This window comes from Halobacteria archaeon AArc-dxtr1, from assembly GCA_025517425.1.
Taxonomy (GTDB): Archaea; Halobacteriota; Halobacteria; order Halobacteriales; family Natrialbaceae; genus Halostagnicola.
The window spans coordinates 663,779-677,688 of the sequence record JAOPJY010000001.1; the positions used below are offsets into that span (position 1 = coordinate 663,779).

General features: G+C 65.1%; 20 protein-coding genes. 4 read left to right on the top strand and 16 right to left on the bottom strand.

What is annotated here, in order from left to right:
- Positions 1-5 precede the first annotated feature (5 nt).
- From OB905_03405 to pth2, 10 genes are all read right to left on the bottom strand, one after another.
- Positions 6-260 (bottom strand): KEOPS complex subunit Pcc1, encoded by a 255-nt coding sequence (locus tag OB905_03405; protein ID MCU4925033.1) that lies wholly within the window; start codon positions 258-260, stop codon positions 6-8.
- A 6-nt stretch (positions 261-266) separates the two neighbouring features.
- On the bottom strand, positions 267-401 hold the full coding sequence (locus OB905_03410) for a DNA-directed RNA polymerase subunit P (GenBank protein ID MCU4925034.1): 135 nt from the start codon (positions 399-401) through the stop codon (positions 267-269).
- 9 nt (positions 402-410) lie between these two features.
- Complete coding sequence (locus tag OB905_03415) at positions 411-677, bottom strand: 50S ribosomal protein L37ae (GenBank protein MCU4925035.1); 267 nt, start codon at positions 675-677, stop codon at positions 411-413.
- Positions 678-820: 143 nt separating this feature from the next.
- Positions 821-1,024, bottom strand: a complete 204-nt coding sequence (locus OB905_03420; protein ID MCU4925036.1) for a hypothetical protein — start codon at positions 1,022-1,024, stop codon at positions 821-823.
- A gap of 111 nt (positions 1,025-1,135) precedes the next feature.
- Positions 1,136-1,855 (bottom strand): DUF2103 domain-containing protein, encoded by a 720-nt coding sequence (locus tag OB905_03425; GenBank protein ID MCU4925037.1) that lies wholly within the window; start codon positions 1,853-1,855, stop codon positions 1,136-1,138.
- A gap of 60 nt (positions 1,856-1,915) precedes the next feature.
- On the bottom strand, positions 1,916-2,176 hold the full coding sequence (locus OB905_03430) for a hypothetical protein (protein ID MCU4925038.1): 261 nt from the start codon (positions 2,174-2,176) through the stop codon (positions 1,916-1,918).
- A 347-nt stretch (positions 2,177-2,523) separates the two neighbouring features.
- Positions 2,524-3,921, bottom strand: coding sequence for a tRNA pseudouridine(13) synthase TruD (gene truD, locus OB905_03435; protein MCU4925039.1), 1,398 nt, complete (start codon positions 3,919-3,921; stop codon positions 2,524-2,526).
- Between the two features lie 60 nt (positions 3,922-3,981).
- Positions 3,982-4,557, bottom strand: coding sequence for a hypothetical protein (locus OB905_03440; GenBank protein ID MCU4925040.1), 576 nt, complete (start codon positions 4,555-4,557; stop codon positions 3,982-3,984).
- Between the two features lie 65 nt (positions 4,558-4,622).
- Positions 4,623-5,267 (bottom strand): dienelactone hydrolase family protein, encoded by a 645-nt coding sequence (locus OB905_03445; GenBank protein MCU4925041.1) that lies wholly within the window; start codon positions 5,265-5,267, stop codon positions 4,623-4,625.
- Positions 5,268-5,359: 92 nt separating this feature from the next.
- The gene (gene pth2, locus OB905_03450; GenBank protein ID MCU4925042.1) at positions 5,360-5,698 is read right to left on the bottom strand and encodes a peptidyl-tRNA hydrolase Pth2; all 339 of its coding nucleotides are present in this window, start codon (positions 5,696-5,698) and stop codon (positions 5,360-5,362) included.
- Positions 5,699-5,809: 111 nt separating this feature from the next.
- Between pth2 and OB905_03455 the strand changes: the two genes are divergently transcribed.
- Both OB905_03455 and dcd read left to right on the top strand, forming a co-directional pair.
- Positions 5,810-6,463: a DsbA family protein gene (locus tag OB905_03455; protein ID MCU4925043.1), complete on the top strand. Its 654-nt coding sequence runs from the start codon at positions 5,810-5,812 to the stop codon at positions 6,461-6,463.
- Between the two features lie 53 nt (positions 6,464-6,516).
- Positions 6,517-7,119: a dCTP deaminase gene (gene dcd / locus OB905_03460; protein ID MCU4925044.1), complete on the top strand. Its 603-nt coding sequence runs from the start codon at positions 6,517-6,519 to the stop codon at positions 7,117-7,119.
- Between the two features lie 54 nt (positions 7,120-7,173).
- Here the strand turns inward: dcd and OB905_03465 are convergent, their stop codons facing one another.
- From OB905_03465 to OB905_03490, 6 genes are all read right to left on the bottom strand, one after another.
- Entirely contained in the window at positions 7,174-7,608 is a 435-nt protein-coding gene (locus OB905_03465; protein MCU4925045.1) for an SRPBCC family protein, read from the bottom strand.
- An 88-nt stretch (positions 7,609-7,696) separates the two neighbouring features.
- Complete coding sequence (locus OB905_03470) at positions 7,697-8,371, bottom strand: cyclase family protein (protein MCU4925046.1); 675 nt, start codon at positions 8,369-8,371, stop codon at positions 7,697-7,699.
- A 1-nt stretch (position 8,372) separates the two neighbouring features.
- A complete protein-coding gene (locus OB905_03475; GenBank protein MCU4925047.1) occupies positions 8,373-9,407 on the bottom strand; it encodes a molybdopterin-dependent oxidoreductase in 1,035 nt (344 codons plus the stop codon).
- Positions 9,404-10,747 (bottom strand): molybdopterin-dependent oxidoreductase, encoded by a 1,344-nt coding sequence (locus OB905_03480; GenBank protein MCU4925048.1) that lies wholly within the window; start codon positions 10,745-10,747, stop codon positions 9,404-9,406. Before OB905_03480 ends, OB905_03475 begins: the two co-directional genes overlap by 4 nt.
- The gene (locus OB905_03485; protein ID MCU4925049.1) at positions 10,744-11,241 is read right to left on the bottom strand and encodes a (2Fe-2S)-binding protein; all 498 of its coding nucleotides are present in this window, start codon (positions 11,239-11,241) and stop codon (positions 10,744-10,746) included. Before OB905_03485 ends, OB905_03480 begins: the two co-directional genes overlap by 4 nt.
- Entirely contained in the window at positions 11,238-12,122 is an 885-nt protein-coding gene (locus OB905_03490) for an FAD binding domain-containing protein (protein ID MCU4925050.1), read from the bottom strand. The genes OB905_03485 and OB905_03490 overlap by 4 nt, the downstream gene beginning before the upstream one ends.
- Before the next feature lie 193 nt (positions 12,123-12,315).
- On the opposite strand from OB905_03490, the gene OB905_03495 reads away from it, so the two are divergent.
- Both OB905_03495 and OB905_03500 read left to right on the top strand, forming a co-directional pair.
- Positions 12,316-13,215 (top strand): helix-turn-helix domain-containing protein, encoded by a 900-nt coding sequence (locus tag OB905_03495; GenBank protein MCU4925051.1) that lies wholly within the window; start codon positions 12,316-12,318, stop codon positions 13,213-13,215.
- Between the two features lie 8 nt (positions 13,216-13,223).
- A complete protein-coding gene (locus OB905_03500) occupies positions 13,224-13,910 on the top strand; it encodes a methyltransferase domain-containing protein (GenBank protein MCU4925052.1) in 687 nt (228 codons plus the stop codon).

A 13,910-nucleotide genomic window follows, 5' to 3' on the forward strand; every position in this document is an offset into this window, starting at 1 on the left:
CTGTGTTACTGGGGTTCGACGATTTCTACCGTTCGCTCGGCGACGTCGACCAGCGAAAACCAGGTGTTCAGCGCCGCCCGCAGCGCGATGACGTCTCGGGCTTCGATCGTGATCGTGAGGGTCGTCCCCTGGCGGTCGATCTCGGTGCGCGAACGCTCGTCGTCGATCTCGCCGACCTCGCGGGCGACGCTCTCGGCGACGAGGTGGGCACTCGAGGGGGCGTCGTACTCGAAGGTAAGGATCGCCTCGTGAGAAGACACGGCGGACTACTCGACGTCGACTTCCTTGACGTCGCGGCTGCGCTCTTTTAACAGCACCCGGTGTCCGCAGTACGGACAGCGGACGCCGCCGTACTCGTCGAGTTGGACGTCGCGCTTACAGCGTGAACACTTGTAGCTCATCCGTGTGCGTTACTCGTCGTCGGCAAGCGCTGCGCGAATCGAGCGGCGGACGGTTTTACCGGCCGGCGTCTCGGGGCGGTAGGAGCCGCCGGTGAAGAGCTCGCCGGTCTCCTCGTTCTTCCAGATCCCGGTTCCGACGCGGGTGACGTCGTCGCCGTCGACCGTGGAACTGCGCATTTCGTGTTCGATCTCGCTCACTCGTCGTCGCGAAACGCGTCCGTAGCGCGCGCCGAAGCGACCGGCGCTACCGACGGTTCCGCTCCCGGTATCGGCCATAGTATCGCAACCTATCGCCAGCGGAGGCATAAAGCTGTTGAGTCGGACCCGGATTCCGCCTCGATCGCACTGCAGTCGCGGTGAGGGCGAGGGCCCCGTCGCGACGCCTCGAACGTCGGCCGTGGTGTCGATCGGCTAGGCGGTCAGTCGGCGGCTTGCTCTGCAACGGGGCCGGTGAACAGCTCCCGAAGGACGAGCGCGAACGAAGCCAGAAACCCCGCGGGAGCTAACGGGGCAGCGAGCAGACCGGTACCGAACCCGGTCGCGGCGATCAGCGTGCGGGCGGCGACGCCACTCACCGCGAGCAGCGGCACGGCCGCTAGCACGACGTCGGCGCGTTCGAGCATGGTAATGATATCTAATTACTCCCGGTCGGAAAAGGGGCCCACAACCAGCAGGTACTGTAGCTTCCATCGACGTGTGACTCTCCAGTACGGCAGGCAGTCGAGCGGAACGTGCTACTGGTACTCCTCGTCGGTGAGTACGTCGTTTAAATCGTCCCGAATGCGCTCGCCGAGTTCCCGGTCCCAGGCGGTCGTAACGACCCGATTCTCCTGAACGCTCGAACCGTCACGCAGGAGCATCCGTACGTTACCGCCGTCGTCGGCTCGGGTAACTTTCGCCCGGAGTCCCGACTGCGAGCCAGTTCCGCCGGCGTCGATCGGGCCCGGGATCACCTTCTTGACGTGGGGATGTTCGGCGACGGTCTGGACGACTCGGATCCCGCGCCGGCCGCCGATGAGCGTCGAGTGACTGCCGCCGATCTTCTCTGCGGGCGGGAGGTCGACGACGTCGAGTGCGCGCTCGCCACGGCGTTCGAGCACCGCCTCGACGGGCGTCTCGCCGTCGACGCGGTAGAATGGGTAGTGAAGTAGTTCGCGAACGTCCCGAATCACCGATCGATCCCCGCCGGCGTAGATCTCCTCGGGACGCTTGCGCCGGACGTCCTCCGCGATCAGCTCTGCGAAGTTTCGGCGCTCGACGACCTCCTCGTCACCCGTCTCGGGGACGGTCGTAATCGTCGTCTCGCCGATAACCGTCTCCCCGTCAGCGAGCATCGTGATCGTCGCCCGATCGCGTGCAGCCTCGAGAACGATCGCCTCCGTGTTCCGTTCCCGGCAGACCAGACAGAAGTCTCCGGGCTTCTCGAGTTCCGAGGCGCAGTGGCGACACTCCATTCCCCTGATCGTCCGACTGTAGCGGATCCGGCCCTAAAACGACGCCGTTTCGGTTGCCAGCTAGGGATTCGCGATCTCGTCCGCCGGCGCGTGAATCGCGTCGTCGAGAACGACCTCTAAGCGATCGTCCGCGATCAGGCGGTCGATCTGGTCGAACGAGAACGTCCCGTCGCAGTCGGGGCCGACGAAGGTGACGAGCCGGTCGGTCCGCTCGACGACGGTCGCGAAGGAGCTGCCGGTTCGGTAGTGGTATCGGACAGTCGTTCCGGGGAGGAGGGCGGCTTCGGTCACGCGGAGGTACGATCGACGGCGGAGAGTCATACCGGTGGAGGCGACGGCCGGATTATCGATCTTTCGGTGGGATGGCCGGTGTCACTCTCGTTGTCGGAGGTGAGGAGTTCGGTATTCGGGAAGAACATGGAATTGAATCGGGTAGCTCGGCGAATACAGCTGCGAGTTGAACACGAGCATTCGCGCGAACGAGCGGTCCGAAGGACCCGGTAGTGAGCGCGATTCACCGGTCGAGCGGAGCGAGACCGGCTTTTTGGCATGAACGGGTTTTCGCCGAGCGGTGCGCGAAGCGCATCCGAGGCGAAAAGAGGTTCGCCTCTACTGAACGCGGGTTTCAGGACAGATTCTGTACACGCACTCCGTATCAGGGGCGCTCGTCAGCCCAGGTGGACCGGATCGACCTTCAGGAACTCCCGCGAGAGTACCGTCGCGTACGAGCCCTTGGGGAGCGAAAAGGACAGTGAGAGCGGCTCCCGACCGAGTTCGAGGTCGGTCCGGACGAGGATCGCCCGCCGGGTGCCCGTCGAGTGGAACTCCCCGGGGAGATCGAAGTCCGACTGGGAGAGCCCGAGGTCGTCGAGAACCTCCCGCTCGATCTCGCCTTGCTCACCGTCGGCGAGTTCGGTCTCCGTGCCGACCAGGGGCGCCGTGACGAACGCCCGCCCGCGCTCGCAGTGGCGGGTCACGGAGCGCACGCGGCGCTCGTCGACGCGCTGCTCGCGGGAGACGTCCGGTAGCTCGAGGCCGACGGGGGCATCTCGGTCCGCAAAGCAGACGACGTCGCCTGCCACGGGGCAGTCGAAGGGGAGCCCGCGCTCCAGACGCTCGCTGAGCATCAGATTGAACGCGTAGGACTGGGCCGCGTGGACGAACAGCCGCTGCAGATTCGAAGGGACGCGCTCGAGTGCCGCCCGGAAATCGGCGGGCTCCGGCCTGCCCGATCCGACGCGGTCGGCGAGTTCGTGCAGCATCGAGCGTTCGTACCGGAGGCGGTGGGGGAATCGCTCGAGTGCGGCCTGCCAGTCGCGCTCTTCTTCGAGGAACGCCCGCGCTTCCTGAGTCTCCTCGGGTTCGCGTTCGTGGGGCCGACCGAGGTAGGCCATCACGGCACCCTCCCAGTCGTCGCGAGCGACTGCGAGACCGACCTCGTGGGTGATCGGCCGGCGGCTTCCGAAGCGCTGCTGGCCGAAGAAGTTGGGGACGCCCACCGTGATCGGGCCGGCGGTTTCAGTCTCTTTCCCGCCGTCGTCCGATTCGACAGTGTCACCGTCGTCTTTGGCGCCCGAGAACGCCGCAAGCTTCGCGGCAATCTGCTCGGCGCGATCCGGCCGGTCGGGATCGCTGACAACGAGTTCGAAGGCGTTGCCCGCGAGGTCGCCGAACTCGAGCGAGCGCCCCGCTCGGCCGACAATCTCGATTTCGACACCGTTAATCTCCGGAATCGACTCGGGATCGAGCCCGTAGATTGAGAACAGCTGCGTGGTGATCGCGTACTTGTCTTTCGTCCCGGCCCAGGAGACGCGCTCGCGGCTCATCCCGACCGCGTCCGAAAGGCGGCTCGCGAAGTCGTTCGTATCCCACCCCTGCAGGGTGGCTCGGATGACAACGTGGGGGTAGTCGTCCGGCGAGGCGTCTACTGGCTGGGTCTCAAACCGCTCGAGTTCGCGGACCCGGAAGTGCTCGTCGTCGGCGCGGAGTCGGCCGCCGGTGCCGTCGACGTCGCTCACGTAGTGGTGCATGCCGACGGTCCGTTCGGTGGGGTGGGCCGGGCGCATCTGCCGGCGATTGGATCTCGGCGAGTAAATCGGTTCGGCTCTGGGGTCGCGAAGGGGTGGCTACTGATCGTCACACTCACTCAACGTCGGCTGGTACGTACACGGATCGAAGTCGTCGAGGTCGATCGCCTCGAGTTCGGCCGCCTGGCCCCAGAACGTACACAACCCCGACTCCGGGGGCTCGTCGGCGAACGTGATCCGGGCGGTCAGGGCGAGGGACGGCATACTGTCACCACAACCGGACTCTGCCAGCTGCTCCGCATCCTCGACGCGCCGGACCGTCAGATGAACGCTCCCGTCGAGAACCTCGACGTCTCGAGCCTCGATCTCGTAACAACTGCTGTACCCCCACGTGATCGCGTGGACGAGCACCGACTGCGAGTCGACTGTCACTCCGAACGGACGCTCGTCGCTCGTTGCGTCGGTTGCGAACAGCGCAAGGGGTTCTTCTAAGTTCGGACTCACGGTCGGTGACGCAGAGCGGATGTCGACCTCCGTAATTCCCGAATCGTCGGCGATCTCCACTTCGGAGTCGTCGGTCTCGTCGGAATCTGTATTCCAGGGGAGCTCGCCGACACAGCCGCTGAGTCCCGCGAGCGTTCCGGTCCCAGCCGCGAGGAGCGTTCGGCGGCGCATGGGAGCAATTGGGCTGCCACTGTAAAATAGCCGCGCCAAGGACAAATGCGCGTTTCAGCGTCGGCTCACGCCTCTGCGACCGAGGCGACCAGCTCCCGAACGAAGTCCATCTCGTCCTGGTTGACGGTGTGGCCCATCCCCTCGTAGATCCGTGTCTCGACGTCGCCCTCCAGCCCCTCGCAGATCTTGGCGCTGTCGTGGACGCGCTCTTCGGGGATGTGCGGATCGCGGTCGCTACAGCCGAAGAACACCGGGGTTTCCTCGAGCGAGCCGTCGTAGCGATCCGGATCGAGCGTGTCGCCGATCAGGCCGCCCGAGAGTGCGACGACGCCGCCGTATCGGCGCGGATTCCGGGCGGCGAACTCGGTGCTGAGGCAGGCGCCTTGCGAGAAGCCCAGCAACACCGTGCGCTCGGGCGGTATCCCGCCGTCGGCGACGGTCTCGAGGACGGTTTCGAGACGAGAGAGCGCCGAGTCGAGAAACGGTTGGTTCGCCTCGGTCGGGGCGAGAAACGATTGGGGGTACCAGGTGCGGCGGTGGGCCTGCGGAGCCAGGTACGCGACGTCGCCCCGGCCGATGTCGTCGGCGAAACTGAGCATCCCTCGGGCCTGGGCCCCCCGCCCGTGGACGAGGACGACCGCCGCGGCGGCGTCTTCGAGGGCGGCTCCGGCGCGCTCTACGGGCTGTCCCTGATGTGGATCGTCGGTCATACCCGATTCCTGGTGTCGAACGCCAAAAGGCGTTGGTGCGCCGGTGATTCGCGCCGCCAGGCGCTGTCTGCGAGGTGCCGGCAACCGGCCCCCTACAGCAGCGACAGCTCGCCTGTCACCCGGTCCACCGTCTCTTCGTCGCCGGGACCGACCGCTAGCGCGGTGACGGTCCCCGGCTCGAGTTGGGTGTGTCCCGCATCCCTAACGACGGCGGCGGGGAGCCCCTCGCGTTCGGCGATCTCCGAGAGTTCGTACAGCTCGCGCTCGCTCGATCCCTTCAGCACGACCTTCTTCTGGCCGCCGCCCTTCCAGCGCTTTCGGGCCCGCTTGCCTGCCTTCTCGTAGGCAGACAAGGAGGCGTGAGAAGCCTGTGCAGCGAGCTTCCCGGTTCCCATTCCGATGTCGGTTCGGGCGACGATGGCCTGTTTCATACCCGAGCCACGACGGCGGGCGATTTAGGGGCGGCGATCGGTATCAGCGTACTCAGATCCAAAAGCGGTGACGCACTACATATTTCAGGACCCGACCGCTAGGCTGGTTCGATGACCCCAACACGACGCACGGTGCTTGCCTCGGCGGCCGGGACCGCCGGCCTCGCCCTCGCCGGCTGTCTCGGTGACGACGACACCGGCGAAACTGGTTCCGAGATAACCCTCGACGGGGAGGACATCCTCCCGGTTCCCGTCGCCGGCGACCCCGACGCCGACGTCACGGTGATGGTCTTCGAGGACTTTTCCTGTGGCGGCTGCAGAAGCTACAAACAGAACGTCTATCCGGAAATCCGTGATTCGTACATCGACCCCGAGTCAATCCGGTACGAGCACCACGACTTTCCGATCCCGGTCGACGACATGTGGTCCTGGGGGATCGCGGGTGCGGCGCGCTCGGTCCATGAGCAGGCCGGCGATGAGGCGTTCTGGGCGTTCACAGAGCTGATCTACGACCACCAGGGACAGTACGCCAACGAGGCGATCAGGACGGTCGTCGAAGAGATCAACAACGACGGAGGATACGGCATCGACGACGACACCGTCATCACGGACGTCGACGAAGGGACGTATCGCGACGATCTGGAGACAGAACGCGATCGAGCACACGAGGCCGGCGTCGAGGGGACCCCGACGGTCGTCGTCGACGGCCAACTCGTCGAATCGTCCCTTGGCGCCATCGAGTCGGCGATCGAAGACGCGCTGTAGGTCGCGCGACAGCTTTCATGTAGTTTTACATCGTCCGGCTCGATTCTCCGCACATGATCCTCTCAGATGCCGACATCCTCGACCGGCTCTCGGACGGGGAGCTCGTCGTCGACCCGCTAGACGATCCCGACCTCCAGATCCAGCCGGCAAGTGTCGATCTCCGGCTCGGTCGGGAGTTCCTCGAGTTCCAGCGAACGAACATTCCCTGTATCCATCCGAACTCCGAGCGCGAGGTCGACGAGTACGTCACCGAGACGATCGTCGACGAGGGTGACGACTTCATCCTCCACCCCGGCGACTTCGTCCTGGGGACGACCCACGAGCGCGTCGAAATCCCCGCAGATTTGATCGCTCACGTCGAAGGTCGCTCCTCGCTCGGCCGGCTCGCCGTCGTCGTCCACGCGACCGCGGGTCTGTGCGATCCAGGCTACCGCGGCCAGATCACGCTCGAGCTGTCGAACCTCGGTTCGGCGCCCGTCGCGCTCACGCCCGGCATGCGTATCTCTCAGCTCACATTCACCGAGCTCAAGACGCCCGCTGAGCGACCATATGGAAGCGATCGCGGATCGAAGTACCAGGATCAAGACGGCCCACAGGCCTCCCGAATCCAGAGCGACGACGAGTTCGGCGGCGACCAGCTAGAGCGAGATCAGTAGCGCCGGCGCTCGAGAGACGGGTTCCCAAGTCGACGACAAGTCGATGGCGTTCGCTTACGAGTACTGCTCGCGAAGCGAGTTCAGCGCTCCTGCGAAGACGTCCTCGAGGTGGGCTTTCGCCTCGTCGAGTTCGACGCCCTCGACGTCGAAGTGGGCGTGCTGTCGCGCCAGCGTCTCGCCGGTTTCGGTGATCGGAATCAGTCGAAGTTCGCTCACGTAGTCGACCTTACCCCCACCACCCTCGACGATCGTGTACTGGTAGAATCGGTCCTCATCTGAGAGGGCGACGAGTTCCTCGCGGACGGTCCGGTCGCCGGCCTGAAACGTTCTGACTGCGCCGAGCTGGTCGGGGTCGTGGTCGCCCTCGATGGTACACTCCTCGAGTGGTCCCCACTCGTCTAAGCTGTCGAACTCGCGGATCGTCTTCCACACGTCGTCGGGCGAACCGGGAATGACCTGGCTCACGAGCACTCTGGGTTGGTGCGGCATAACGTGTTCCGAACTGCACCGTATCGGCGTATAAAGACTGCGACGTCGGTCCGAGAAGCCGTCAAAAGAACCGAACGACTGCGGTCGCTCAGTCCTCGAGCACCGCGAAGAACCGGGCCGGCGATCCCTCGCCACCTGCGACCTTGATCGACGGGCCGTAGAACTGGAAGCGCTCGCCGACGGGCAGCTCCGACAGGTTCGTCAGGTGTTGCATCAGGATCGCGTCGTTCTCCAGAATGATCTTGTGAATCTGGAAGTCCTCGGGTTCGAAGTCTGCCAGACGCGCGGGGTACTCGCTAAAGCAGTCGAAGCCGACCGCCTTCGCGCCGTTCTCGACGAGCCACTCAGCGGCCTCGGGCGCGCAGTACGGCGAGTCGCTGTAGTACCGGGGGAAGTTGCCCCACTCCTGTTCGGCCCAGTCGGTCCGGATGAGCACGATGTCGCCCTCCTGGATGTCCGCAGCGTGCTCTCTGACGTCCTCAAGTGTGATCTCGTAGTTCTCGCCGCCGTCGGAGAGATCGACGACGAAGGCGTCCCCGCAGACACGGTCGAGCGAAACGTCGGCGGCCGTCTCACCCTCTTCGACCGTGTGGAGTTCGAAGTCGACGTGCGAGCCGGTGTGGAGCAGCATGTCGACCTCGCTGGATTGCCAGTAGCTCTCGCCGTCCATCGTGTGTGTGGTCAGCTCCACGGGCTTATCGACAGACGGTGGACTGCGCGTCTCCTCGCCGATCGTCACCGAGAGGTCGACGATTTGGCCCACGTCAGCCCTCCACCGTCTGTACGTCGCCGAGTTCGTCGTCTTCCTTTCCTTCGAGCGCCCGCAGCACCCGTTCGGGAGTGACCGGGAGCTTGGTAAAGCGGATGCCGATCGCGTCGTAGATCGCGTTGACGATCGCCGGGATTGGCGGCGTCGCGGACATCTCGCCGATTCCCTTGGTCCCGAACGGACCCGTCCGGGAGGGCATCTCTAAGACGTCGAACTGGATCTCGGGAGTTTCCCCGGGACCCGGAAGCGGATAGTCGCCGAAGCTGCGCGGCTGGTGATCCGTTTTGGGATAATATGGATCGGTGGTCTCATAGAGGGCGTGGGCCATCCCCATCTGGGCGCCGCCGACGATCTGGCCCTCGACGAGCGCCGGATTGACCATCTGGCCGATTTCATAGGCGCAGTTCAGGTTCAATACGTCGACCTCACCGGTCTCGGTGTCGACCTCAACGTCCGCGATGACGCAGGCGTGGGCCTCCGTCGAGTCGGGGTCCATCTCGCCGGTGTCGGGATCTGGCGTACTCTTCTCCTTGTAGCCGATTCCCCGTCCCGAGATCGTCCGTCCCTGGTCGAAGTGGGCCGCCATCGCGACGTCCATCACGCTGATCGAGCGGTCGGGGGCACCCTTGACGTGGATGTTGCCCTCACCGTCGGTGACGAGGTCCTCTGGCGCCGCCTCTAACTCCTCGCCTGCGGCCTCCATCAGGGCTTCCGTGGCTTCCTCGGCGGCGTCGATGATCGCGTTCCCACAGCGGTGGGTCGCCCGGCTGGCGAAGGTGCCCATACAGTGGGGGCCGGTGTCCGTGTCGCCGGTGTCGACGATGATGTTCTCGGCAGGGACGCCCATCGCGTCGGCAGCGATCTGTTTCATCGCCGTCTTCAGCCCCTGTCCGAGGTCGGTACTCGAGATCGTCACGACGAAGCTGCCGGTCGTCGTGCTGTGGATCAGCGCCTGGGTCGGGTCGCCACCCAGGTTCATTCCCGAGGGGTAGTTAACCGCGGCGATCCCGCGGCCGCGCTTTTTGGTCATTGTTCTACCTCCGCGTCCTGCAGCGAACTCATTTGTTTGAACTCCTCCGGCAGCCCCTCGCCCGCCAGCTCGGCGGCCGACTGCATCGCCTCGATCACGCTCGCGTCCTCGACCTCCTTGCGGTGGGGGGTCATATCGCCGTTCTGGTAGGCGTTCTTGAAGCGGACCTCCCACGGATCCATGTCGAGCTTCTCGGCGATGCGGTCCATCTGTGACTCGATCGCGAACGAACACGGCGTCACGCCGAACCCACGCATCGCGCTGGACGGCGTCTTGTTTGTGTAGACGCAGTAGCAGTCGAACTTGGCGTTGGGAATCCGGTACGGCCCACCGAGATTCGCCGCGTGTTTGGTCGTCGCGTACGGGCTGTGTCGGTTGTACGCGCCGGCGTCGGCGTAACTCGTCACCTCGCGGGCGACGATCTCACCGTCGTCGGTGACGCCGTCTTTGTAGTACATCCGCCAGGCACCTCGCGGCGAGGAGACCTGCATCTCCTCTTCCCGGGAGAACTCGTACTGGACCGGCGAACCGGTCTTCTTCGCTGCCAGCGTCGCCAGGGGCTCGACGATGACGTCGACCTTGCCGCCGAAGCCGCCGCCGACGGTGCCGCCGATGAACTGGAGCTTCTCGAAGGGGATGTCCAGGATCAGCGCCGTGTTGTCCAGCGAGAAATACAGCGCCTGGGTGTTCGTGAAGACCTTGAACCGGCCGTCGGCCTCCGGCTTGGCGATCGCCGCGGTCGTCTCGACGGGCGCCTGTTCGATCGGGCTGGTCTGGTACTCGCCTTCGATGATGTGATCGGCCTCCTCGAAGCCCTTCTCGACGTCGCCGTAGCGCACCTTCCGGCTCTCGTTTTCGTTGTCGTCGAACTCGAAGTAGTTCGTCCCCCAGGGTTTGAGGATCGGTGCGTCGTCTTCGAGCGCCTCCTCGACGTCGAAGACCGCAGGCAACTCCTCGATCTCGACTTCGACGGCGGCCGCGGCCTCCATGGCCGCGCGCTTGGTCTCGCCGATCACCGCGACGATCGGCTCGCCCTCGTAGCGGACGCGATCCGCTGCCAGGATCTGTTCTTCGGGCGGACCGATGTCGATCAGGGTGAGGACAGTGTGAACGTTGTTTGGGACGTCCTCGTGGGTCAGCACGTCGACGAATCCGGGCACCTCTTCGGCACCGGAGATGTCGATGTCTTTGATCTCGCCGTGGGCGACCGGGCTCCGGACCATGTGGATGTGTTTTAGATCCCGGAAGTTCCGGTCGGTGACGTACTCAGTCTGGCCGGTGACGTGACCGTCGCCGTCCGAGCGCTGGATCGACGAGCCGACGGCGCGAAGCTCTTTCACGCCTCGCCACCTCCGTTCATCGTCTCGGCGGCTGCTTCGACGGCGTCGACGATCGGATCGTAGCCGGTACACCGACAGACGTTCCCGGAGATGGCGTCGACGATCTCCTCGCGGGTCGGATCGGGGTTGCGATCGAGAAGCGCCTTCGCGGTCATGATCATCCCGGGCGTACAGTAGCCACACTGCATCGCGAAGTGCTCGTTGAACGCCTCCTGGATCGGGTGGAGTTCGCCGTCCTCGCTGGGAGTGATCCCCTCAAGCGTGGTGATCTCCTTGCCCGCGGCCTCCTCGATCGTGACGAGACAGGAGACCTTGGGTTCACCGTCTACCAGAACCGTACAGCTGCCACAGCCGCCTTGCTTGCAGCCGGTCTTGGTGGCGGTGTAGCCCATCTTCTCCCGGAGGACCGCCTGCAGCGGCTCCATCGGTTGGACGATCTCCTCGACGGTGCGACCGTTGACGGTCAGCTCGACGATCTTCGAATTAGAACTCATCTCTCTCCCTCCGCGTCCGTTTCGACCGCTCCGTTCACGTCGTCTCCGTCCACACCGCCGATCTCTGCGAGCGCCGACGCGCAGTGTTTCCGGAGCATTCGCTCGCGGTACCACGACGTCGCGATCGCGTCCGTCGGCGGGTCGGCCGCTTCGGCGGCGGCGTCGGCCGCCTGCTCGATCGCCGCCTCGTCGAGGGCGGTTCCCTCGATCGCCGTCTCGGCGTCGGTCAGTCGGACCGGGTGCGGGCCCGCGCCGTTGGCCGCGATTCGCGCGTTGGTGACCGTCTCGGCGTCTCGCTCTATCGCGATCGCCACCGTTACTACGGGCGGTGCCGGCTCCTGATTGCGCGTGAACTTCTGATAGGCGGTTTCGGCCCCAGACTCGGGCACGCGGATCGCCGTCACCAGCTCCGACGGCTCGAGTGCGGTCTCGCCGGATCCCTCGTAGAATTCGACCAGTGGAATTTCGCGCGACCCGTCGCTACGCTGGACCTCGACGGTGGCGTCGAGTGCCAGCAGCGCCACGGCGGCGTCCCCCAACGGTGCCGGTGCGAAGAGATTGCCCCCGATCGTCGCGCTATTTCGAACCGCCCAGCCGCCGCTGTGGCGAGCGCCTTCCTGTAGGAGTGGAACGTCGACGTCCTCGATGACGTCGGTCAGCGTCAGCGTCGGGCCGAGCGTGATCCCCTCGTCCGTGTTGTCGACGTAGTCGAGGTCGAGTTCACGGATGTCGAGCACTTGTTCGGGGATGTCGTGTCCCTCGTTTACCGCTGGCATCGTGATCGTCCCCCCAGAGATGATCTCGATGTCGGCCGGCCGATCAGCCGTGAGCTCGAGTGCGTCGTCGAGTGATGTCGGTCGATGGTAGGCGTTGACCGGCATCTTACGCCCCCATGAACAGTGGCTGCCACTTGCGAATGTGTTGCATTTGCATCTCTGTCGATGTGGGGATTTCAAATAAATATTCTCCCCAGAAATCGATAGCTGGCGGTGAGATGATGGCACCGATCGAACAGGATCTTGCGAGAACAGGAAGGCACAGTTATCCGGCCGGGTCACGTACAGCCGACAACGAATGAGATTCGTCGAGGAGATCGTCGTCGAGGAGTTTCTACCGACGGTGCGTTCGATGCTCGCCGGGGAGTTACGCGAGGAGGGGCTGACTCAGAGCGAAGTAGCGGCCGTGCTTGGAATCAGCCAGAGCGCCGTCTCGAAGTACGCTCACGGCGAGGTGACCGTCAACGACCGGATCGCCGGCGACGAGCGCGTCGAGGCACTCGTCGTTGAACTCGCCGAGGGGTTGGCGACGGGCAACACTTCACAGGCACAGGCGCTGATCGAACTCGAGGTGCTCGTCCGCGAACTTGAGCGGGGTGGCGATGTCCTCGCAACGCTGCACGAAGAAGCCGTTCCCGCACTGGCCGAACACGGCTCGAGCTTCCGGATTCACGATCCCGAGAGCGACCTGCGAACGAGCGAGCGTGTCCTCTCGTCGGTACGGTCGGGACTGCGCATCTTAGAGAACGCAAGCGGCTTCGCCGGGCTCATTCCCGCTGTGGGGTCGAACCTCGTCGCTTGCACGCCCGATCCGGCGGACGTCGACGACGTCGCGGGCGTCCCGGGGCGGATCTTCGACGTCAAGGGCCAGGCGACCGTCCCCGGCGATCCGGAGTTCGGCGTCTCCGAGCACGTCGCGACGATCCTGCTTGCAGCCCGTGACCATGGTGCAGACGCCAGCGCTGCGGTGAACATCCAGTACGATCCCGCAGTGCTTGCGACGCTCGAGGAAGCGGGCCACGTCACCGCAGAGTTCGACGAGGTCGGTGACGTCGCCGCAAACGTCGGGGCGGCTGTCGAGGAGACGCCGGATGCGACGGTACTCTACCAGACCGGCGGCATGGGAATCGAACCGATCACGTACGTTCTCGGCCCGGATGCGGAGTCGGTTGCGAGCACCGTCCGATCGCTGCTCTAGCTCGAGACATGTCCGAGACAGCCCACTCGAACGACTCCACCGACAGTACGCAGGCGTTCTACGGCCGCTGGGCTCGCCTCTATGACCTGCTGGCACGACGGACGCCCGGTATCGTCCGTCTCCGGCGGCGGGCGGCGGCGGCCTGCCGGCTCGACCCTGGCGACACGGTCGTCGAGATGGGGTGTGGGACGGGGGCGAATCTGCCGTTCTTGCGCGACGCTGTCGGCCCGGAGGGAGCCGTCGTCGGAATCGACGTGACCGAGCCGGTCCTCCAGCGCGCGCGCCGAGTGACTGCCGACTACGACAACGTCCACGTGGTTCAAGCAGACGCGACCCGACCACCCGTCGAGGAGGCCGACGCCGTGCTGGCGACGTTCGTGGTCGGGATGCTTCCTGATCCCGCCGGCGCGGTCGACGACTGGTGTGATCTCGTCGGGTCGGGTGGACACGTGGTCCTCGTCAACGCCGCCGCGAGCGAGGCGTGGTATGGACCGCCCGCAAATGTGGCTCTCCGTGTGGTAACGGTCCTTTCGACGCCGCCGACGACGAAGCTCCGATACGAGCGCTCGCCGACGAACCGCCTCACCGAGCGGGTGACCGCGGCCCACGAGCGATTGTGCGAGCGCTCGCTCGAGATCGCTCACGAGACGCACGCAACAGGAGTGGTTCGGCTCACTGGCGGCCGGATCGACTGA